This window comes from Mesorhizobium sp. M0960 (genome assembly GCF_040319055.1).
Taxonomy (GTDB): Bacteria; Pseudomonadota; Alphaproteobacteria; order Rhizobiales; family Rhizobiaceae; genus Mesorhizobium.
In genome coordinates this window covers 104,222-126,575 of the sequence record NZ_JAMYNN010000016.1, presented here as the reverse complement: position 1 = coordinate 126,575, position 22,354 = coordinate 104,222, and the positions used below count along the sequence as shown (strand labels likewise).

Sequence of the window (22,354 nt, the reverse complement as noted above, 5' to 3'; positions counted from 1 at the left end):
GGGCGCGCCCTCTGGGGTCTCTCCCGGGTGCTTTATTGGTTCTCCGGGGGGCGGGCGCGTCGCCTTCTCATCTCTTCTTTCCTTTCTTCCCCCCCCCGGGGGGCGGGGGGCCCCCCCCCCCCCCCCCACTTCCTGTTGCCGGACTCCAGCTTAGCAAGGGGGAATTGCCGTCATGGATCCCACCATCAAAGTCGTGCGATGCTCCGAGCCCGGCAGACTGGTGTTTGAGGAGCAGCAGGCACCAGACGCTCCGCCCGAAGGCTGGGCACTGGTCAATGTCGCCTTTGTCGGGATATGCGAAACCGACTACCACATCTTCGAGGGCAGGCATCCTTATCTCGCCTATCCGCGCATCATGGGCCATGAGGTTTCGGGAACAATCGCGGCAATCAACGCGCCCGTGGACCTGTCGGTCGGAGAGCAAATCCTCGTCAATCCCTATCTTGCCTGCGGACATTGTGCCGCCTGCCGCCAGGGCAAGCCTAACTGCTGCATGTCGATCGAGGTGCTTGGCGTGCACCGTGACGGTGCCATGAGTGAGCAGATTCTCGTGCCGGCGCAAAACTTGATTCCAGCGGCCGGCCTGTCACTGGTGGAGGCGGCCACGGTCGAGTTTCTGGCCATCGGTGCCCACGCAGTCCGCAGATGCATGGCGGGGCCGGGCATTCGCACCTTGGTTATCGGCGCCGGGCCGATCGGCCTCGGCACGGCGCTTTTTGCGCGAATCGCGCAACAGAACGTGACCGTCATGGACGTCGATACCGAGCGGCTGACCTTCGATCATCGAAACGATAGCGGCGCGAACTGCGGGAGCAGGTTTCGACGTCGTCTTCGACGCAACGGGAAACAGCCGTTCGATGCAGTCTGCCTTGCCTATGTTGCTCATGGCGGCGTCATGGTGATGGTCAGCGTCGTGCCGGACGACATAACTTTCTCCGATCCAGAGTTCCACAAACGGGAAATGATGCTGATCGGCAGTCGCAACGCGACTCGTAGCGATTTCCAGCACGTCATTGCCTCGATTCGCGCTGGAAAAATACCAATCGACCAGCTTGTCACCCACCGCACCACCCTGCGCGACAGCCCACGCGACATCGCAATCTGGGCGCAGCAGAAGTCCGGTCTGATCAAGGCCGTTATCGACGTAGGATCTGGCTGACTTCAGCAACACGATCAAGACATGTCATCGCAGCCCTGGTGCTGCATTGTGGGAGGGCGAGTTGCTCGGTGACGCCACGCTAAGCGTCGCGCTTGACACGGTATTCCGTGCGGTTTTCCTCAGATAACAATTGTCCCTGCCGAACTGGCTTGGCGTTTCGCTGATTACCGCGGGCGCAGTTTTCGTCGCATAAAGGTTGAAGCCGCGGAGCGACGATCTTTCCGGCAAAACGTGTTCCACGCAAATCCGCCGGGTATTCGCACCGCTTGAGTGTCCGACGTAGCTAGTCCACATCATGCGTGATGTTTGATGCGCGTCAGGAGAGTGATATGAGAACCACACTGGCGATTGATGACGACGTCCTGGTCGCGGCCAGGGCCATGGCCCGGCAGCAGGGTCGTAGCCTCGGCGAGGTCATTAGCGATCTCGCCCGGCGCTCGCTGCGCCGGCCTCAAGCTGGCGGCGAGCGCAACGGGATTCCTCTTCTGTCGCCTCGGCCGCATGCACCTCCTGTCACGCTTGAGACGGTCAACGCCTTGCGAAACGAACTGCCTTGACCTTCCTGCTCGGTGTCAATGTGCTGATCGCACTGATCGATCCTGGTCACGTCGCCTATGGCGACGCGCGCATGGCTGGTTCGAAGAGACGGGCAACGCGGCATGGGCTACTTGTCCGATCACCGAAAACGGCGTCCTGCGCATCGTCGGGAACCAAAGATATCCTAATTCTCCCGGCTCGCCCGCCATCGTTGCGCAAATCGTTACCAAGTTGCGGGCTCTGCACGGGCACAGCTTCTGGCCCGACGATGTGAGCCTGGTTGGCTCCGGCGACATCGATGCAGCGAAAATCCTGACTTCGGCACAGGTCACGGATACGTACCTTCTCGCGCTCGCCAAGGCGCGAGGCGGCCAACTTGCCAGCTTTGACCGCAAGCTGTCAGCGGCGCCCGTGAAGGGCGGGAAGTCTGCACTGCACCTAATTCCCACAAGGTAGACCGCCGGGCTCTTCGGTGCAGTCTGCCTTTCGATCTTCTTGGCTTTGAATTGAGGCTTGCGCAACTTGTCGCGCTCAGCGCACTCCAGTGGATCGCGAGCGGCTATCTGGCCATAGTTTGCGGGGCATTCATCTTCTCCCTTGAGCGTCCGCGCTTGGATAGTTCGGCCTTGCCGCAATTGCCCTTTCAGCTGAATCGACTAGCGCGAAACGTTGCAAGCATGGGATGCGGATTGCCTGAGGCGATTTCTTTGGCAAGCAATTCGCCGACGATCAATCCAAGCGTGGCGCCGCTGTGGCTAAAGGCGACGTGAAGCCCGGCGACGGTCTCGACGGAGCCAAGCACTGGCTCGCCGTCGCCCGGGATGGGCTTCGGGCCAACTGCATAGGTAGCGAGTTGGAGCCGCCGATTGCCCTCGAGCACCGCACTAGCCTCGTCGAGCAGTCCTTTGACGGTCTTGTCGTGCACGGTGTAAGTTCCATCAGAGTTGACCACGACTTCTTCCTCCGACCACGCCGAATCCAAAACAAGTTCGCCATCCGGCGTCGGGCGCACCGCCACGCGCGGCGTATTCAGCACGGCACGGAGCTCGGTCTTGATCGGCTTGGTTTTCAAGAGGAGTGAAATCGGCGTGGCGTCGGGGACACGAACTCCGATCTCCGCAAGCATGGCAGGCGTCGCTGGCCCAACGGCAAGGACCACTGCATCCGCCTTTAACGGCACACCGTCGGCAGTGACGACGCCACGCGCGCGACCACCTGTGGCATCTATCCGCACGCGTCCGGCGTTCTGGACGAGCTTGCCGCCGCGGGAGCGGAACTCATTGAGCAGCAGATCGATCAGGCAGGGCAGGTCAACCCATCCTTCGCCAGGATTGAAGATGGCACCCTGCGGGGTGATTGCGCTGGCGTTGACACCGGGCGTCACTGCGCCGACTTCGGCAGGGCCGAGCAGAAGCGCGTCATAACCAATATCCTGCTCCAGCTGGCAGATGGAGGCGATCTGGTTCGTCCCATCATCCGCATCCCAGGTGAGGCCGCCGTCAAAGCGAAGCCACGACGCCGTTTCCGGCCTTGTGGCCGCCAGGGTCCGATAACGGTCGATGCCCGCAAGCCTCAAGCGGTGGTAAGCAGTGTCAGCACGTCGCGCTGAGTTCAGCCAGGAAAGTGAACGGCCGGATGCACCGTTGGCCGGCGCGCCGTCGTTGACAATGGTTACATCAAAGCCAAGACGAGCGAGGTGCAGCGCGGAAGAGATGCCGAAGATGCCAGCGCCGATGACGACGACTTGGCGCGGTTTTGGGGATGCAGTCATAGAAAAATCCTTCTACGCAGAAGCCGGGCTGGGAGTTGTTGGATGGCTGCAGAGCGCGGCGGAACTAGTAGTCGGTGAGCTTCTTCATGTAGCGCCGGCCCTCGAGCATCGGCTGGCCGCGCAGACCAGCCAGCGTATAGGCAAAACGCCATAGAGTGTCGAAGAAGACCAAGGGCACGAGATAGGGTTTGATGTGTTCGGACATACCGCTGAGGTCGAGTTCCGCTCCATCGAGCACCAGGATGTTTTCCCGGCTGCCGTGCTTGAAAAGGAAATCGCGAGCGCGTTCCGTAAGGTGCCTCGTCTCGTCCAAACCCATCAAGACCACGAAGCAAGTATCCCGGTCCACCACCTCGAACGGGCCGTGAAAGAACTCGTTGGCGTGTATGGCTTGCGAGTCGTACCACTGCATCTCCATCAACACGCAGATGGCGTAGGAATACGCCGCACCGTAGCTTGCACCGCTGGCCAGTGTGTAGATCGCTTTGCGCGGCGCGAAACGGGGTACGAAGGCCTTAAACCGGTCGGCATAGGTCCGGTGCGCACGTTCGATCGCCGGCTGAAGATGGCTCAGGCTCATCAGCAGATCGGCGGTCAGCCCGGCATCCTCCCGAGCATCGATTAGGCCGGCGAGCAACATGTAGAGCACGCCGTAGTTGCTGCGCGCTGCATCGATCGGTTTGCCCGTCGTGTAGGAGGCCTGGTAGGCGACTGCGTGGTCGACCGCCTGCGCGAGGGGCGATATCTGGTCGAGCGTCATGCCGATTGTCGTCGCGCCTTGATCCTTTGCATGATTGGCCGCTCGCACGGTCTCGTGGGTGGTGCCTGTCTGCGAGCAAAGGACAACGAGCGCGTCAGGTCCCAACCGTCGCGGATCTCGGCAGACGAACTCATCCGCGTTGTAGATATCGCAGGCGAATGTGCCGCTGTGACGGTCGACAAAGTATTTGCCTGCCATCATGATCGAGAGCGAGCCGCCGCACGCCACGAGGAATAGATGCGAAAACTGCCTGCCCGCCGTAGCGGCCAGGGCGCGTTCAACGTCGGCGGGGAGGGCGAAAATCATGAGGTTCCTCTTCTCGTTGACAGAGCTTGGGCCGGCGCACAATTGACAATGGCGGGCCATTGTGCGAACGTTATCATACCCTTTAAACTGAAAGTCCTGCGATGGTCAAGATTGCCGCGATGGGCGACAACGTGGTCGATTGTTATCTCGCTCGCGGCGAGATGTATCCTGGCGGAAATTGCCCCAATGTCTCGGTCTATGTCAGCCGCTTCGGCGGGCAGTCGGCGTATGTTGGGGCGATCGGCAAAGACCGGGCAGGGGACTTGATCCACGCCGCACTCAAGTCCGAGCGCGTGGACGTCACCCGATTGCGGCGCCTTGAAGGGCCGACCGCCTATTGCCTCATAGGTCACCGAAACGCCGATCGGATCTTCCTGGACTTCGACCTCGGCGTCTCGATGTTCACGCCGACGCAAGAAGATCTGCATTTTCTCTCGGGCTTTGAGGCCGTTCACATTGGCCAATCCAGCGGGTTAGACCCATGGGTTGCTGCGGTATCGAGTAAATCACTGTTATCTTATGATTTTTCAACGCGGCGGGACCCGGGACATCGACTCGAGATTGGGCCTCATTGCTATCTGGCCTCCGTCTCGGGTGACGGTCTCGACGACAATGAATTGGCTGCAATCGCATCCGAACTTCTTGCATGTGGTTCAAGGTGGGTTTTGGTGACTCGTGGTCGAGCCGGCGCCGTGCTTCACAGCGACACCGTCTCCTACCGCACCCCGGCGCAACTGGTCGAACCCGTCGATACCCTGGGCGCGGGCGACACCTTCATCGCCAGAACGCTATTCGGCCTGCTTAAGGAAGAGGCGCCTCAGAATATTCTCCGCGATGCCGCAGAGGCGGCGGCTGCTACCTGTCAGTACTACGGCGCGATCGGCCATGCGGCAGCAATCGATATTGGAGAGATTACGGCGGAGATCCTCCGCGGAACGGCACAGGAAACCAGTCTAGCTGCGAAATTCTCCCGACCAATTGACGCGAGAAACGGACAATGCTAGACGAAGTGATAACGTTCTCATTCATCTAACTGAACGCCGCCCAAGAGCGTTTTGATGGATTAGACGTCGAGTGGGATCGCAGGCCGAGTTCGGCCAATCTTAAGAGGAGAAGACATGCAAACGAATTCAAGCAGGCGCCAACTGGTGAAATGCGGTCTGGCGCTGACGATCGCCCTGGTGACAGGACTTGGCACGTTGGCCGCATCAACTCAGGCAAAAGCGGCCGACAACCCTTACAACCTCATCGACCCGACGGTGATCAGCGTCGGAACCATGGGCGATGCGAAACCCTATGTCTTCACCGACGCCAACGGCAACTTCACCGGCTTCGACGCTGAACTTTTCCGGGACGTGGCGCGCCGGCTCGGGTTCAAGGAGGAGCAGGTCGTTTTCACCGGCCAAGAATTCTCGGCGCTGCTGCCGTCTGTCGCCAACGGCCGCTTCGACGTCGCTGTCGCCGCTATTGGCACGACCGCGGAGCGCAAGAAGACCGTGGATTTTGGCGACGGCTATCTCGCTGGCTACCTGTCGATCATTTCGGCTGATCCGGCTCTGACAAGCAATGAGAGCACCGCCGGAAAGCGCATCGGCGTGATCCAGGGGACGTTGCAGGAAATCTATGCCGAGAAGAATCTGAAGGGCGACATCGTCAAATTCCCGGACAACAACACTGCCGTGGCGGCGCTGAACAACGGGACGATCGATGGCCATTTCACTGACTATGAGTCGGCCAAGCAGTATGTGGAGCGCTATAAGAACCTGAAGATAACAATGAACGTCCCGTCCTTCGATGCGCCAGCCGGGTTCGTGGTCAAGAAGGGCAACGACGCCTTCCGAGAAGCGCTCAACAAGGCATTGCGAGAGGCCATGGACGATGGCACCTGGAAACGGCTTCACGAGAAATGGTTCCCGGGTACCCCGATGCCGGATCAATATCTGCCAAAGAAGTAAATTCGCGCGTATTCGTTAGCGTTTCCGGCCGGGCCCGTGAGCAACGGTGCCCGGCCGAGTTATAGATGGACTTGATATGAGCTGGTTCGACAACTTCGCCCGCAGCTTTCTTGATTTCCAGGCGATGGCAGAAGTTCTGCCGAACATGGTGATGGTCGGCCTCAAGAACACCCTGATCCTGGCCCTTGCCTCGACGTTTTTCGGGACGCTGATCGGTATCGTACTCGCCGTGATGGGGATTTCCGAGAACCGGCCGCTGAAACTCCTTGCCCGAGTCTACACCGATATCTTCCGCGGGCTTCCTGCCATCGTCACAATCCTAATCATTGGCCAAGGCTTCGCGCGGTTGGGCCGAGATCTGTTCGGTCCATCGCCTTATCCGCTGGGCATTCTGGCGCTCAGCCTGATCGCCGGCGCCTATATCGGGGAGATTTTCCGCGCCGGCATTCAGAGCGTCGAGCGTGGTCAGATCGACGCCACCCGCACTCTCGGCATGACCTATGGCCAAGGCATGCGCCTGGTGGTGATCCCGCAAGGCATCCGCCGCGTCCTGCCCGCACTGGTCAACCAGTTCATCGGCAACGTCAAGGACTCCAGCCTGGTCTATTTCCTTGGTCTGCTCGCCTCCGAACGCGAACTGTTCCGCGTCGGCCAGGACCAAGCCGTGCTGACCGGCAACTTGTCGCCGCTGTTGCTGGCCGGCGTGTTCTATCTCGTGATCACGGTGCCGCTAACCCACCTCGTCAATTACATCGACGCGCGCATGCGCGTCGGCAAACGTATCACCGCTGTGCAAAGTGGCCTCAAGGAAGTCGCCGAGCTTGCCGAAGCGGTCGTGCCGGGCACAGCGACGTTGCCTGCAGCAGAGCCCACACGCTTCAAGGGTGGCGGTATTGAGGTCAAGAATATCGACATGGCCTATGGCGCCGTCCAGGTCCTCCATGACGTCAGTCTGAAAGTGGAGCCGGGGACCGTCACCTGCCTCATCGGTCCATCCGGCTCGGGCAAGTCGACCTTGCTGCGTTGCCTCAACCGCCTCGTAGAGTGTCGAGCCGGTGACATTCTGCTCGATGGCGAAAGCATCTACAAACAGACCCCTGACCAACTCCGGCGGCGCGTCGGCATGGTTTTCCAGCAGTTCAATCTGTTCCCCGACCGCAGCGCGCTCGCCAACATCACCTTGGCGCTTCGCAAAGTTAAACGCATGTCGCGCGAGGAGGCTGAGGGCGCGGCCTTGGCGAGGCTGAATGAAGTCGGACTGCTGGAGCGTAAGGACCATCGGCCGGCCAATCTCTCGGGCGGGCAACAGCAGCGGGTGGCCATCGCGCGCGCCCTGGCCCTCGAACCCGAGATTATGCTGTTCGACGAAGTCACCAGCGCGCTCGATCCGGAATTGGTCAAAGGCGTCCTGAACTTGATGGCCGATCTCGGTCGGGGCGGGATGACGATGGTGGTCGTAACACACGAGATGAATTTCGCCCGCAAGGTCGCGAACCAGGTCGTATTCATGGACGAGGGGCGAATTGTCGAGGCAGGCCGACCAGAGGACCTATTTGATAACCCGCAAAGCCCGCGTCTTGGGCGCTTTTTGTCCGAGGTGCTGTGATTGCAATGGTGTGCGCAACGGCGGCTGTTCCGGTGTTCGGCCTTGCGGGGCGGGCTTAACTGCCGCTAGGTCGCCGGCACAACGCGCGCATGGCGGTAGGTTTGCCGAGTGACTCAAAGATCACCCAAAAACGCAACTATCATAGAGGTCGCTCGCCGGGCCGGGGTGAGTTCCGCCACGGCCGGGCGTGTTCTTGGTGACTACGGCTACAGCAGCCCCGAGGTTCAGGAGAAGGTGCGCGCCGCAGCAGCTGAGCTGGGCTACCGCCCCAATCGCCTTGCCAAAGGTCTGATCACCGGTAAAACGCAGACTATCGGCGTTGTGGTTGGCGACATCGAAAGCCCATTCTACGCCAGCGTGCTGCGCGGAATAGGGGATGTCGCGCGCCGTGGCGGCTTCGGGGTTATCGTTACGAACAGTGATGAAAATGCCGAACTCGAGCAAGAGGCGGTGCAACTGCTGCTGGAAAAGCAGGTCGACGGTTTAATTGTCTCATCGACCTTCGTGGACGAGCCGGATCATCTTCGTGAAGCAGTCGCGGCTCGCTGTCCCGTCGTGCAGTTCGACCGCATGGTGGCGGGCCTGGAAACCGATTCAGTCGTGGTCGACAACGTTTCTGTAACGCATAGCAGCATCGCGGCGATGATAGCGGCCGGACACAGCCGCATCGGAATATTGGCGGAACTCGGGCCGGGCCAACGCGACGATGTTGGCTCGTTTGTGGCAAACGTTGATCTCTCCAGCGCTGATCTTCGCTACCATCATCCAAGCTGGCAGAGACTATTGGGTTATCTCGAAGCCCATCGCGCCGCGGGCATTACGCCGGATCCGCAGTTGATCCGTCGCGTGGCGGTCTATTCTAGCGAGGCAGCCCGCAAGGAGGCGCTCGATCTGCTGACAATGCGCAATGCACCGTCCGCTCTGTTTACGGCCGATGGTGTGATGTCGACAGGGGTTCTGGAGGCCATTTCCGCATTGAAGCTTGCGATTCCAGGAGACGTTTCGCTGCTCTGCTTCGACGATCTCGACTGGATGCAGTTCGTGACCCAGGGTATCACAGCCATCGCGCAGCCGGCACATTTGATTGGAGCGGCGGCAGCGGAGCTTCTCTTGAAGAGGTTGGCGGAGGCCACGTTACCTTTCGAGCACCGTGTCCTTGCGGCCCGCTTGGTGGAGCGCAATTCAATTGCAGTTCATCTCAACCGCGAGGCCGTCTGACCCGGCCGCAACGGTCTATGGCTGGGGCTGAATTGCAGAGCCTCTCTATATTGAGGTCGATGCCATGCAGGATATTGACCTGCCGTATGTTTCTTCGCTTGCCTACACGCCATCGGCCATTTGCGGCTCGGCTCGGCTGAATGACAGCCCACGCGGACCGCTGGATTTCAAAGAGCAATGTGTTCGGCGTGGTTTGGCCGACTATGTCCAGGATCACGGTTTTGATCCGCTATTGCGCGCAACAGTCCTAGCATGCTGCCGGGCGCAGGCCCCTTCAGGAATTTAAGTAGTCCTAAAACGCTGGTTCGCGCCGCCTCATCCAATAGGAGTATGCTCGCCGATGGCCCAAAGGAAATCTCGTGCAACCAGGGCCACTTGCATGCTCCAAGATGCGTTCTGCTCGGGCGCCAACGACACGGATGGGGCTGCAAGGTGCCGTACCGCATTCAGGTTTTCCCGTCCCTGAGAATGTCGAAGAAAGGTGTTTCGGGACGCCTGGCTCAGCTTCTTGAAGACATTCTAGCGGAAATCGAGAGCTATCCGCCGAACTCCGCCCGTCCGGAGAAAGGATGATAACTGTGCCGCGTTCGTCTTGGAGGCGATGGGCACACGGCGAGAACCCCGACCCGCATGTACACGACCATCAATACCCTCACGCGAACGGTCAACCGCGGACGGCAGGTCTCTCTGGGACAGCAGATGTCGTTCGTCTACAGGACGAGAGGACGTTTGGGGCCGATGTCGACGACCATGATCTCCGGCGATACGCCGAAGCGCACCGGCAGCCACGATACGCCCAAACCCCCGGATACGATCATGTGCCTCCCACCCTCGACGACATGCCCATAAGCGAAGCGCTGTCCGTAGGCTGAATTGATGATGGGGGGGCCAAGGAATGGCAAGCGCACCTGTCCGCCATGTGTATGGCCGCATAACGTCAGGCTGACACGATCAGGGACAGTAATGAAGATGTCCGGTTCATGCGCAAGGAGCAATATCGGATTGCCGTCGTCGGGTATTCCGGCCATTGTTCCAGGCAGATCGTCGACGCCCTTGTACACGCCGCGAGAAAACTGCACGGCCCACTGGTCGCCAAGACCCGCGAGCCAGAATGCTGGGCCATCCTGCTGACGGATAAGCGTGGCGGTGTTCTCGAGGACCGGAATGCCATTGTCGACGAGGGCTGCGCGGACGCTATCGACACCGTGCCACCAGTCGTGGTTGCCGAGAATGGCGTGGCAGCCGAGTGGCGCGGAAAGTTTCGAAAGTGAATTGCCCCAAACAGTGTCGGGCACGATCCCGGTGGCATAGCGCGGCAGCACGCCCATCACGTAGTCGCCAAGGAGAAGGATGATGTCGGGCTGCAGGCTATTCGAAACACCGACGATCTCGTCGATCCTGGAAACCGGCATCCAAGGCTCGCAGGCGTGGATGTCAGCGACCACGACGATGCGCAGGGGCTTGGCAGTGGTCGGCCAGCGCGGCGGAAGGAGCTTGTAGTGCGTGACACGCAGTCGAAACCGAGGCTCAATCGCGATGGCATAACTCGCCAGACCGAATGCCGCGAGCGACGCGGCGCCAAAGAGCTTCAGGAATGAACGCCGCGACGTCAGCACTTGCATTTCCCAGCAGAACCAGGTCAGTTTTAGAGATCGCCACGAATTCAGCTGCGGCGGCCTGAACCACATCAACCGCGTGAGAAGCCTCGCGGGGTCAATAGTTTCCCAAATCGGCGTCACCTGCAAGCATTGGTCTCTATTGCGCATGGGAGGGAACTCGGGCTAGGACCCGCCAACTGTTCCGATTTGCCACTGATCTCGGGCGGATGGTGTAGTTCCATTCCGGATGAATGCGTCGCCTTAGATGGCGAGTGCCTCCATCTCGACATCGTTCACTTGGTCCCTTTTTTCGTCGGTCGCGGAATCGACCGCGCACCCAACTTCGGGCCCGCTTGGTTGTCGTGACTGCGATCAGCTCGACCAGGGCCACGCGATCGAGGAGGCGCGTCCGCGCCAGGTTTGCGTGATACGGCAGAACAGGGGTGTCGATGTTGCTCCACGTCGATGTGCCCGTCGGATGGTGATGCAATGTGGAGCGCGAGGCCTGTCTCGCGAGCGAGTGTTGCAGTTGGACCTTCGACAACCGGCTTTGGTCATCCAACTTCGAGCCGGCCGCTTCCCGCCTTTGACGTATCGCCTCGACAAGATTGCGGCGCTCTCGAGTTGAAACCGGAGGGCGGATGTCCATTCGGACCCGAAGCTTGGTAACTCCAGTCTCCTTCGGTTCGGTCCGAATGGACAACCTACACGAAGCTCACAGCTAGAAGCGGTTCCATCCCGATGGCATTGGGATGGAACCTCATCTCTTGCATGAGCGGATCTTCTCCGAGCACCGGGCTCCCGCCTTTGGTACACTGACTTCGGTTCGGGATCATGGCTTTGAGGTGCTGTCTATCCAGTCCTTATTTGGCCACGGCCGCCCCCCGTTCCTTCAGGTCACATAGAATGAGGCTGCGGCGAGCGAGAGATGTGGGGAAAGAGTGGCGAACTGGGTTTGAGATGCGCCGCCGGCTCCGTCGCTGTCGAAAGAGAGCGCCCCGGTTGCACTGTCGTAGATGATATGATCGGAACTGTCATGCGCGGCTGCACCAACAAAGAAAGCTTTGGATGGAAGCCCTCCCGGCTGAAGCCCGGCAAAAACGGTATCGCTGAGATGGAACGTATCCTGGGAGCGCTTGAAGTCGGTGATCTTATCGACATTGCCGGCTCCAAGAGCAGTATTGAACGAGAAGGCATCGTGGCCTCCGTAACCGGTCAAGACGTCGGCGCCGAGCCCGCCGTTGATGACATTGTTGCCGGCATTGCCCTCGATGGTCTGGGCGAACTCGTTGCCGGTGAAGCTCATCGCCTTCGTGCCGGACGGGTTGTTGGTGGCGAGATGCTCGATCTCTGAGCCGGCCGAAAGCGCATAGCCCACCGAGGCGATCACACTGTCGTTGCCGCCGCCCACTGCCTCAACCGCCTTCTCGTTGGCATTGTCGACATAGTAAGTGTCGTTGCCGCCATAGCCGATCATCGTGTGGCCGCTGGTTCCATGCAATACATCGGCGCCGCTGGTGCCGTACAAGGTGCCATCGCTGGTGTCGCCGGACGGAGGGACAGTCCCGGTTCCAGACGCAGTCTCGGTCCCGGTCGAGCCAGTGATTGGGGGAGCGACGTTCGCACCCGTGACGGTGTCGCCGCTGCCCGCCTTCTGATACAGCTGAACCCCATCGATCTGCATCTGCATCGATGAAGGGGTCGAGCTATCGAGAGCCGTGTGCCATCCGGCCGCGTTCGAATTCGCGACCTGGTTGCTCATGATCAATTCCATCGGTTCATTCGGGATCGGGACCTGTGCGCTGGTCACTTGCGCCATCTGTTTCCCGTCGAGATACCAGGTGATCGATTGACCGGGATCCCAGTTGATGCCGTACGTGTGAAAGCCCGCCGTGAGGTCCATGCCGGTGTCGAGGACGCCGCCGAAAGTCCCCGACGCACCAGCGTGAAGGTGCCAGGAGAACGTCTGGTCTGCCGGCCCCGAACCGGTAAATCCACCCTCATGCATATCGAGCTCGAAATTGTCGCCGCTGCTGCCGGCGCCTTGGCCGGGCATCAGCCAGAGGGCTGGCCATGCGCCGTCGCCGCTCGGCGCCTTCATGCTGATCTGAAGATAGCCGCCGTTGAATTCGAAGTTGCCATAGCTGCTGACGGCGCCGGACGTAATAGGGAATGTCTGTGGGGACCCCTGAGCCACGCCGTTGATGGGCTGTTTGATTGCCGTGAGATTCAACAGCCCGTTGCTCACCGTATCTTGGCTCGGCATATCGTATTCGGCATTAAACTGGTTGCCCATCCCACTTCCGCCCGATCCACTGTTGTTCCATGGCCAGCCGTTGGCGGCATTGCTGGTGAGGTATGGATGCCAGTCGCTGCCGAGCGCCGTACCGGAGAAGTTTTCCTCGAAGACGAGGTCGCTGGAGGCAAAGCCTGCGGGTGCGGAAAGAGCCATTCCGTGATCCTTATTTGGCGTTGAAAACAGGGAATTCCACTGCCGCGCATCGCCAGGCGCGCGACATATCGCATGCTCGCAGTTGGGCACCGCGAACGGATTTCAAAGTAGCGGAGCTTTGGAAGTCCTCGCCCAGACTTATTGTCGAGCGAGCTTACCGTTGAACTCGCCATCGCAGGAGAGTTTTGTCGACGGGGATACTCATCAGGCCATTCCTCGAACGGTGTCGCTGCCGACGCACGCAAGGTGTTCAACGGTTCGAGCCGCAGCGGAATGAAGTCGCGCGTCGCTATTCCGGCGCATGAGCCGCCTGCCGTTTAGTAAAAACAAAGGTTGATCCTTAGGTTATTGCGTCTTTTTGTTGTCATTTCACCCGCGCGCTAAGTAAAACGCAGGCATTGCCGCTTCCTTGCTTATCCACACGCCGTCTTGTACCCATATGAATGGATCATTCGTGGACGATGTACGCAAGCCTACTACCGTTTGCGGCGAGAATGAGGCTGGGCGAAAACTTATTAACACCTTCTAATATATTTGGTGCGTCGAACAGCCGCGACGAAACAGCCTTCCGGACGTCCTGCGAAAACCGTGTCCGTCGGCTAGTTGGGGGCCTATGATTCGAGCGGGTCGTTCGCACATGAGGTCGTCGAGGCGGACGGCCGGGTGTCTTCCGAGCTGCGTGGCGGACGAGCCCGTGGAGCTTGAGCCGCCGGTCAAACAAGGCCATCCCGGAGACTTTCCATATCGCAATAGGCCGGCGCCCAGATGAAGGATTCCGTTTCCTTGCAGCTCTCAGCCTTGCCGCCGATCCGTGCTCGGCCGCTGACCGACAATCCGAGCTTGCGGCACCCGAGATCCGGCGCGAAGCCACCGGTGCGCCCCAGCCCGTCGGCGGGTACCGACATGTTCGCCCCGATTGAAGTGCGGATGCGAGTCGCCCCTGCATGCGTGCAGCCCACGACCCTGTGGAACTCGCCGGGAAACCAGGAGGGCGCGGGCGCCTGCCACAACGGCTTGAGCCGGGCCGCCTGTTCCACGTTCGTCCAGCCTAATTGATGCTGCAAATCGATTCGCTGCCATTAAATCAAAGCGCTCACGATTGTCGCGTCATCCATTTCCATGCGTCGCGGATCTGAATTTCCAAGTCAGATCGCTCTGGTTTCCAGCCGAGCAGGGTTCGTGCTCGTTGGAGAGCACCAATCAAAACTGCGGGATCGCCAGGCCGTCTCGGCGCCAGCTCGATTCGGATTGATTTGCCCGTAACGCGCTCAGCCGTGGCCACTACTTCCAGTACCGAGTAACCCCGGTCATTAGCCAAATTGACCGCGCAGGTGGCCCCGCCGTCGATTAGATACCTGAGTGCCTTCACATGAGCATCAGCGATATCAAGCACATGGACGTAGTCGCGGATACAAGTTCCATCCGCCGTGTCGTAATCGTTCCCGAACACCTTGATCGCCGTGGCGTCACGGGCGGCGGCGAGGACGAGCGGGATTAAATGGGTTTCTGGCTCGTGAGCTTCGCCGATTTCTGCTTCGGGGTCAGCACCCCCCGCATTGAAGTAACGCAGCGAGACCGAACGAACATTGTGAGACGCGTCGAGATCCCTGAGCATCTGCTCAACAACAAGCTTCGAGTAGCCGTAAGGATTGATCGGTCGTTGTGGTTGATCCTCCGAAATCGGAAGCCAATCAGGCACGCCATAGGTCGCGCAACTTGACGAGAACACCACCGGCATTTTCTTGAAGCTGATCAAGGTTTCAAGCAGGGAGATGGTTTCGCCGATATTGTTGCGATAATAAAGCAGAGGATTTACGACCGATTCCCCGACGTAAGCATAAGCGGCAAAATGCATCAGAGCTGACGGACGGTGTTTTTCGAGTACCGAACGCACCCGAGCGGGATCACCGACGTCGCCAAATTCGAACGGGCCGAATCTCGCGGCCCAATAGTTGCCACGCGAAAGATTGTCGTAGACAACCGGCTCAAATCCGTGGCGCGCCAATACTTTGCAGGTTTGGCTGCCAATATAACCAGCGCCGCCCGTTACCAGGATCTTCGTCACGGTCTATATCACCTCAAGCTCAACACTGCGCGAAAAGAAGCTCTTCCTTAGCTGTTCGGCGACCATAGCTGGCTATGATTGGGCGAAATGAGAGCGCACAGGTCACCACGGGTTCAGCGGCTCAAAACTTAGAGGTATAGACTGTCGCGAAGCAGCTTCGGGCGCCGGAGATGCGGTCGACAGTCGGAATGGCCGAAGCTCACGATGTGCGAGGGTTATCCAGCTGGGAGGAAGTCGCCAGCAATGGAACGGACCCATCGTTTCCGCTCTTCGAAAGCGATCAGCTGTGGCTCCTCCAGCGAGCGCGATCGGCGTGCCTGGTCGCGGCGAAAAAATGCAACGGTTGGCTTCAGCCCGTCTTTGAGTCCCATGGTCGGTTGCCAGCCCAATTCGGCTTTGGCGAGGGAAACATCGGGTCGGCGTTGTCTTGGATCGTCGCAAGGTAACGGCAGATGGACGAGTTTTGACGACGAGCCGGTTTCAGTGAGCACCAGTTCCGCAAGCTCTCGAATGGTGAATTCTCCATCATTTCCCAAATTGACTGGTCCGGTGAATGAAGCTCGACTGTCCATGAGGCGTACAAGACCATCTATCAAGTCATCAACATAGCAGAATGAACGAGTCTGGTTGCCGTCGCCGTAAAGCGTTATCGGCTCGCCGCTCAGTGCCTGAATGATGAAATTAGAAACAACTCGACCGTCAGCCCGATGCATGCGCGGGCCGTATGTGTTGAAGATGCGCGCAACCTTGATTTCAAGGCCGCACTGTCGGTGATAATCGAAGAATAGCGTCTCAGCGCAGCGCTTTCCCTCATCATAGCAGGACCGAGGACCAATCGGATTCACGTTGCCCCAATAATCCTCGGTTTGAGGATGAACCGCGGGGTCGCCATAGACCTCACTTGTCGAAGCCTGCAGAATTCGACATTTGAGCCGCTTGGCGAGGCCTAACATATTGATCGCGCCTTGCACCGACGTTTTTGTGGTCTGCACCGGATCGTGCTGGTATTGGATGGGCGATGCGGGGCAGGCCAAGTTGTAAATTTCGTCGACTTCGACGTATAAGGAAAACGTGATATCGTGGCGCAGAAATTCAAAGCGCGGGTTTGCGTGTAGATGTTCAATGTTGTGCTTGGTTCCCGTGAAGAGATTGTCCACGCAGAGAACCTCATGACCGTCGGAGAGCAGTCGATCTACCAGGTGGGAGCCCAGAAAGCCGGCTCCCCCAGTGACCAAAACGCGTTTGCGACTCTCATAAATCCGTGGCATGTGAATCTCCTTGCGAATGAATCGGCTGACGCTGCATTGTGCCAGTAGCGGCGCCAGTCACGTCCTGGAGGTAACGCCCTTCTGTTCCGGGGCTATCTTTGGACCCTGCGAGATGGTGGCCCGTGCCCGTGCCTGCGTGTAAGCAATTGAAGTAGTCGCCAATCCGACAAAGATGGCGAGCGCCTGACCGATCTTCCCAGTCGCTGCGTATTCGAGTACGGAGCGCGCCAGAGTAAGAACGTAATGCCGCTCGGAATCCAGCCCATCCTTAGTCCCCGCTAAGCCTGCGAGTACCGCTTTGGAGGTCCCCTCCATGCGGCACCGATGGAGGAAATACTTCCAGGTCGTGCGTTCCGCTGTAACCACATGGCGAACGGTGGCCTGGGGTTTGTATATCCATACGCCTCCAAATGTTTTTGCGGCGCGGATACAAAATTCGGTGTCGTCGCATGTATTGGCTGAGCCTCTACCGCCGCCGATGCGTCCCATTTGACCGGCAAACCCGCCGCAGCCATGCAGCACGTCGGCGCGCACTGACATGTTCGCGCCTATCACATTACGCACTTCGCCACCGTCTTGTGCCCGCATTCCGCGATAGGTGCAGCCGATGATCCAGTCGAATTCAGGCGGGAACCACGAGGGCCGAGGTTTGCGCCATAGAGGCTCAATGCGCCCGCCGACGCCAAGCACGCGCGGATCGGCGTAGGGCACCAGCAACTCATCCAGCCAACGCTCATCGGCCATCGCATCGTCGTCGAGAAATGCCACGACCGGTGCGGTTGCCAATCCGGCACCCGTGACGCGACCGCCGCACAGTCCACGCACGTTGTTGTTAGGTGTGACGACGACACCCTCGATCTCACGCCGCGCTCGCTGCAAGAGAGCCTCATTGTTGTCGACGACGAGAATGATCTCGCGGGCGGGCCTGGTCTGGTTGCGCACCGACGCGATGGCCGCGTTCAAATCGTCCCAGCGATCGAGCGTGTAAGCACAGATGACAACCGACGCATCGATCATGGCTGCTGGTTCTTTTCGCGGGTCTGTTGCGTTGCGGCTATTACGACGATATCGCGTCTGGCGGCGCGCGGTCGGGTACGGACGGACCCCACCGCACCGCTCAACTCGTCCCAGCGGTCGAGTGTGTGCGCACAGATCACGACGGAGACGTCGCTCATGGGACTTCCCGGATGCTTCCTGAGGCCCGGTTGGCTTCTCGGGTCTGCGCCGCCCGGGCCGTCGCGGCTTTGAGGATGTTCCAAATCGCGCTTCCGTCGTTGCGAATATCGAACTGGTCGTATTCATCGACGGGATAGCGTCCGCTGTCCTGCCGCGAGGCCAGCCGCCACACGATCCAGCCAGCGCACTTGGGATCGCGGCTAAGCGTATCGAGCCATTTTTCGTAAGCATCGGCGAAGTCCCGATTGGAGCGGGCATAGCCGAATTCCTCCAAAAGGACCGGCTTATTGGCGCGGGCCGCCAGTTGGCAGAACTCGGTGATCAGGTCGTTAAATTCCTGGACCGTAAGGTTGTAGTAGAGCGGGTAGCCGTGCCAGGTTCCGAAATCGAGAGTTGGGATCATCAAGTCGGACAGTTTCTCGGAAACGTTGGCGTGCCCTGAGCTGACAAGGTGATTGCCATCGAGTGACTTCACGTAGGCCGACATTTCGGCAGTCCAGGCCAGCCGCAAAGCCTCTGGGCGCGCATTGCCTTCGTTCATCAGCTCCCAGGCCATGATGGTCGGGTCGTCCCGGTAAGCAAGTCCGGTGAGTGGGTTGACGCGCTGCACGACGTGGCGGACCCAAGTCCTGTAGTCCCGCTTCATACGTGGGTCATTGAAGAAAAACGTGGACTCGTCGCGGCTCCCATACCAGGCCCGCATCTGCTGGACCCCGCCCGTATAGGCCCAGAAATCCAGGAAGGCTATGATGAGCCTGAGGTGTCGCTTGCCGGCTTCGGCGATGAGGAAATCAATCTTCTGCATGCCGTTCGCGCCGTCATTGATCGCCATCCTGTTCTCACGAGCGTCCCAGGAGAGCAGGTACATTCCTCTCACAGCGAGATCGCTGGCATCGGCCTCAAGCCGCCAGTTCCAGATCGTAGCAGTGCTTCCGTCGAGTGACCCGATCACTGGCTGGAGAAAGATGCGAACCGCATTGGCTCCCATGGCGACCGCGTCATCAAAAAGGCGGATGACCTCGTCCTTCGACCCGAAAGTCACAGAGAAGCTGTTCACGCCGGTCAAAAAGAATGGCCTGCCGTCGACTGTAAACTCCGTGCCGGAAGTCTTGATGAAGGACGCTGGCGCTAAGTTGTCTGCGGCGCTCACGGCTGTCGGAACACACAACAGTGCCAAGACCAGCACACGCCATCCGGCATTGCGTAGCCCGTATTTCGCCCGCAGCCCGTATTTCGCCCGTTGCCAGCCGACTGTCATCCCGCCATGTGGCTCTCACCGGGCGCCGAGTGCAATGGCGCCAAGGGATTACCCCCTCTGGCCTCGCACAGCGCGGCGTCAGTTGTGCATAGTGGTGTTTGGCCGATTACGGTCCCTCGGGTATGAAACCCATGCTGTCAGACACCGCTCCCAACCAAGAGTTCGGCTCTTCGCATTGGCGAGTCCCTGCAGTAGTAGTAGGTGGGGAGCTGAACGGGCTCGGCGTGTGCCGCAGCCTTGCACTGGGCGGGATGCCCGTTTGGGTGGTCGACCGCAAGCGATCGAACCCAGCGCTGTGGTCGCGCTACGCCCACCCGATCCTGGCAGACTCCCTGCATGGCCCTAGCTTCGTGGACTTCCTCCGCGATCTTCGGAGGCGGATCGGTGAGCGGCCCTTCCTGGTCATCACGGATGAGCTGGCACTTCTTACGATCTCGGAATACCGCAAAGAGCTGGAGGGGCTTTACCACTTCCGCCTCCCAACTCACGATACCGTTAGTATGCTGCACGACAAAGCCAGGTTCCATGAGAGCGCCGGGGAGCATGGTTGGCCAGTGCCAAACGGCGTGGTCGTGCGGGACCTCGCGGGGGTTCGCGAGATCACGTCGCTCCGCTTGCCGATGATCCTGAAACCCGCCGACAAGCGCCACTTCCACGAGGGGCATGCTCCCCGCCTGATAAGCGCGGAGAGCTACGCTGATGCCTTCTCGGCCGCGGAGAGGCTGCTGGCTCAGACCGGCGAGGTCCTGGTGCAGGAGACCGTAGAGGGACCGGACGACAGCATCTATTTCTGCCTGTTCTACCGGGGACGCAACGGCGAGACGCTCGGCATGTTCACCGGGCAAAAACTCGCCAGCACCCCGCCGGGCACCGGGAGCACGGCGTTCTGTAAGGCCGCAGTAAACGAGCAGTTGGAACGCACCACTAAAGACCTTCTCGATCAGGTTAACTACTTCGGATTTGGCGGCATCGAGTACAAGCAGGACATCAGGAGCGGACGCTTTCTGATAATAGAGCCGACGGTCGGGCGCACTGACTGGCAGGAGGAGCTGGCGACGCTCGTCGGCGTCAATATCCCGCTGATAGCCTATCGGCACGAACTCGACCTGCAGCCATTGCCGGCCGGCCCGGGTGACGGTCGCGTGGTCTGGCAGGGTTCATGGATCGAGCGGATCCGCTTTGGCGCGAAGCCGATCCCGCCTCATTCTGTCGTGATCGATGGCTTCTGGCGCCGGGAGGATCCGCTGCCGGCCCTGGTGTATTACCCTTGCGATGTGGCGCGCGCTGCAGCTCTTTATCTGCCTCCCTGGCTCGCGGGCTCGCGGCGGACAGCTGGCAAGGCGCGTCGCTCGAGCTGGTTCTCGTCAAAGCTGTCGTCGTCTTGAATTCGCCGTGAGAACAACAATGCGCATTTGCTTGAGTCTCGATCCGTCGCGGCCGCTGCGCTGGCATCTGTGGCTGGCAGAGGCGCTTGCTGAAGTGCCCGGCAACGACGTCTCCTGCCTTTTCGCGACCGGCTGCCACCCGCTGCCGTTGATCTTCCGTCTGCTCCTCGAACTCGAAAGACTAGTCTATGGCTTAGGTGTCCACGGCGCCACCGACCCCGTCGAGGCGGCGCTGCGGTCCCTGCCGTCGCCTCCGGCCGACCACGTGGACGTGGTGATCGATTTGAGCGGAGAGGAGCCCCTCCTGTCGGGGCGGCGCGTACTGACGCCGCTCTTCAACGGCGTACCCGGCGAGATCGGAGTCATGGCGGCCTTGGCGAATGATCAGGATCTTCTCGTCGACCTGCACGACACCGCGCGCCCGTCGCGGCCGTGGATGGCGCGTCCGGCCAGTGTAGACCGTGAAGTGTTCGCGGCGAGCCTCGACAGCGTCCTCTCCTGCGCTGTGGTGCTGATCCTAAAAGCCTTGCGCGAGGAAACCGGTTCAGCTGCGTCCGATGTCCCCGGCCCACGCACGGCCGTGCCTTCGCTCGGCACGCTTTCGGCCCTTGCAAGAGCGACACACACAGTGACATCGAAGGCAATCAGATTCTTGGACATCCTGGCGAGAGGCGGCAGGAGGTGGGGGATTGGCTGGCGCTTCGACGAATCGGCGAGCCTGCTCGACAAAGGCGACGCAGCATTCCGGGTGCTTACCGGGGAGACCGACAGCTACCTTGCCGATCCGTTCCCCTTCCGGCACCAGGGGCAGGATTTCATCTTTGTCGAAAAGCACCTCTACTCGAAGAACCGGGGGTGCATTGCAGTCGTGGCAGCGGACCGGGACGGGACCGTCGGCGCACCCCAGATCGTCTTGGAGGAACCGCATCACCTCTCATACCCGTTCGTGTTCGAGCAGGACGGGCAGATCTGGATGATCCCCGAATCGGGGGCGGCCAGGAATGTCAGCCTCTACAGGGCAGTGGAATTCCCTTACCGGTGGACGCGGGAGGCCTGCCTCATCGAGGGGATCGAGGGCTACGATACCACGCCGCTCTGCCATGAGGGCGGCTTCTGGTTTTTCGTCAGCCCAAGGCTGTGGAGGTCCACGTCCTGGGATGTCCTCAGCCTCTACCATGCCGAGAGCCTGACTGGGTCCTGGACGCCCCACGCCGCAAACCCCGTCCTGCTCGATGCCACGCTAAGCCGCCCCGCAGGCGCCGTCATCCGACACGGTGGACGGACGCTACGCCCGGTCCAAGATTGCGCGCGCGGCTATGGCGGCGCGGTGACGTTCTGCCGGATCGATGCGCTCGGCGAGTCGGAATTTGCCCAGACACCGGTCGGTCGCATTCGGTCCGGAGCGTTCGGGTGCCACACCTACAACCGGCGGTCCGGCCTGGAGGTGATCGACTTGTTCGGTCATATCGGGGGTCTGCGAGAGGTCACGACCTCGTATCGGTTGCTTGTATCCGATACGCCGGTCTCGGGACCGCACGGGCAGCCCCTCTCTTGGCCGGTCCCGCGTCCAGGTTAGCTACCTGCAGCCAGTGGTCGAGCGCAACGTACACCGCCTGCGAAGGGCCGGGTGCGCTCGACCCTTCTCGGCGTCAGAATAAGCTCGGAAAATCAGGACCGAGTGAAGGAGCGACCCCACCTGCGTAAGTCGCCGTTCGAACCACCGGTGCGCTCTGGCAAGCTATGGGCGACGTCTGCAACCTCTTCTCGCCAACCGAATACACGAAAGCAGGGTACCGACTGACTCAAACGTCCGATGCTCTATGCCGACCGCGGGTCGATG

16 protein-coding genes and 2 pseudogenes are annotated in these 22,354 nt (G+C 60.1%); 9 read left to right on the top strand and 9 right to left on the bottom strand.

Annotated elements, in window-relative coordinates:
- Positions 1-184: 184 nt before the first annotated feature.
- The 3 genes and pseudogenes from NKH63_RS24425 to NKH63_RS24415 all read left to right on the top strand — a co-directional run bounded on the left by NKH63_RS24425 (position 185) and on the right by NKH63_RS24415 (position 2,152).
- A pseudogene (locus NKH63_RS24425) lies at positions 185-1,159 on the top strand (zinc-binding alcohol dehydrogenase family protein).
- A 329-nt stretch (positions 1,160-1,488) separates the two neighbouring features.
- The gene (locus NKH63_RS24420) at positions 1,489-1,716 is read left to right on the top strand and encodes a ribbon-helix-helix domain-containing protein (protein ID WP_023718512.1); all 228 of its coding nucleotides are present in this window, start codon (positions 1,489-1,491) and stop codon (positions 1,714-1,716) included.
- Positions 1,713-2,152, top strand: a pseudogene (locus tag NKH63_RS24415) (TA system VapC family ribonuclease toxin). The gene NKH63_RS24420 and the pseudogene NKH63_RS24415 overlap by 4 nt, the downstream one beginning before the upstream one ends.
- A 187-nt stretch (positions 2,153-2,339) precedes the next feature.
- Here the strand turns inward: NKH63_RS24415 and NKH63_RS24410 are convergent.
- Together NKH63_RS24410 and NKH63_RS24405 are read right to left on the bottom strand one after the other, a co-directional pair.
- Positions 2,340-3,467 (bottom strand): NAD(P)/FAD-dependent oxidoreductase, encoded by a 1,128-nt coding sequence (locus tag NKH63_RS24410; protein WP_352483672.1) that lies wholly within the window; start codon positions 3,465-3,467, stop codon positions 2,340-2,342.
- Positions 3,468-3,531: 64 nt separating this feature from the next.
- Complete coding sequence (locus NKH63_RS24405) at positions 3,532-4,533, bottom strand: SIS domain-containing protein (protein WP_352639609.1); 1,002 nt, start codon at positions 4,531-4,533, stop codon at positions 3,532-3,534.
- Between the two features lie 101 nt (positions 4,534-4,634).
- Between NKH63_RS24405 and NKH63_RS24400 the strand changes: the two genes are divergently transcribed.
- The 4 genes from NKH63_RS24400 (at position 4,635) to NKH63_RS24385 (ending at position 9,312) form a co-directional block, all read left to right on the top strand.
- Complete coding sequence (locus tag NKH63_RS24400; protein WP_352918982.1) at positions 4,635-5,537, top strand: PfkB family carbohydrate kinase; 903 nt, start codon at positions 4,635-4,637, stop codon at positions 5,535-5,537.
- Between the two features lie 114 nt (positions 5,538-5,651).
- Positions 5,652-6,488: an ABC transporter substrate-binding protein gene (locus tag NKH63_RS24395; RefSeq protein ID WP_352918980.1), complete on the top strand. Its 837-nt coding sequence runs from the start codon at positions 5,652-5,654 to the stop codon at positions 6,486-6,488.
- Between the two features lie 76 nt (positions 6,489-6,564).
- On the top strand, positions 6,565-8,094 hold the full coding sequence (locus NKH63_RS24390; RefSeq protein ID WP_352918978.1) for an amino acid ABC transporter permease/ATP-binding protein: 1,530 nt from the start codon (positions 6,565-6,567) through the stop codon (positions 8,092-8,094).
- Positions 8,095-8,202: 108 nt separating this feature from the next.
- Positions 8,203-9,312, top strand: a complete 1,110-nt coding sequence (locus tag NKH63_RS24385) for a LacI family DNA-binding transcriptional regulator (protein ID WP_352918976.1) — start codon at positions 8,203-8,205, stop codon at positions 9,310-9,312.
- 710 nt (positions 9,313-10,022) lie between these two features.
- On the opposite strand, the gene NKH63_RS24380 is transcribed toward NKH63_RS24385, so the two are convergent.
- The 7 genes from NKH63_RS24380 to NKH63_RS24345 all read right to left on the bottom strand — a co-directional run bounded on the left by NKH63_RS24380 (position 10,023) and on the right by NKH63_RS24345 (position 19,129).
- The gene (locus NKH63_RS24380) at positions 10,023-10,925 is read right to left on the bottom strand and encodes a metallophosphoesterase (protein ID WP_352918984.1); all 903 of its coding nucleotides are present in this window, start codon (positions 10,923-10,925) and stop codon (positions 10,023-10,025) included.
- 877 nt (positions 10,926-11,802) lie between these two features.
- Positions 11,803-13,362, bottom strand: a complete 1,560-nt coding sequence (locus NKH63_RS24370) for a family 16 glycosylhydrolase (RefSeq protein WP_352918972.1) — start codon at positions 13,360-13,362, stop codon at positions 11,803-11,805.
- A gap of 713 nt (positions 13,363-14,075) precedes the next feature.
- Positions 14,076-14,399, bottom strand: coding sequence for a hypothetical protein (locus tag NKH63_RS24365; RefSeq protein ID WP_352918970.1), 324 nt, complete (start codon positions 14,397-14,399; stop codon positions 14,076-14,078).
- Positions 14,400-14,455: 56 nt separating this feature from the next.
- Positions 14,456-15,427: a UDP-glucose 4-epimerase GalE gene (gene galE / locus NKH63_RS24360; RefSeq protein WP_352918968.1), complete on the bottom strand. Its 972-nt coding sequence runs from the start codon at positions 15,425-15,427 to the stop codon at positions 14,456-14,458.
- A gap of 215 nt (positions 15,428-15,642) precedes the next feature.
- Complete coding sequence (locus NKH63_RS24355) at positions 15,643-16,695, bottom strand: UDP-glucuronic acid decarboxylase family protein (protein ID WP_352918966.1); 1,053 nt, start codon at positions 16,693-16,695, stop codon at positions 15,643-15,645.
- Between the two features lie 57 nt (positions 16,696-16,752).
- Complete coding sequence (locus tag NKH63_RS24350; RefSeq protein ID WP_352918964.1) at positions 16,753-17,712, bottom strand: glycosyltransferase family 2 protein; 960 nt, start codon at positions 17,710-17,712, stop codon at positions 16,753-16,755.
- Between the two features lie 154 nt (positions 17,713-17,866).
- On the bottom strand, positions 17,867-19,129 hold the full coding sequence (locus NKH63_RS24345) for a glycoside hydrolase 5 family protein (protein ID WP_352918962.1): 1,263 nt from the start codon (positions 19,127-19,129) through the stop codon (positions 17,867-17,869).
- A gap of 263 nt (positions 19,130-19,392) precedes the next feature.
- Between NKH63_RS24345 and NKH63_RS24340 the strand changes: the two genes are divergently transcribed.
- Complete coding sequence (locus NKH63_RS24340; RefSeq protein ID WP_352918960.1) at positions 19,393-20,514, top strand: carboxylate--amine ligase; 1,122 nt, start codon at positions 19,393-19,395, stop codon at positions 20,512-20,514.
- A 19-nt stretch (positions 20,515-20,533) separates the two neighbouring features.
- Complete coding sequence (locus NKH63_RS24335) at positions 20,534-22,090, top strand: glucosamine inositolphosphorylceramide transferase family protein (RefSeq protein WP_352918958.1); 1,557 nt, start codon at positions 20,534-20,536, stop codon at positions 22,088-22,090.
- Positions 22,091-22,354 lie beyond the last annotated feature (264 nt).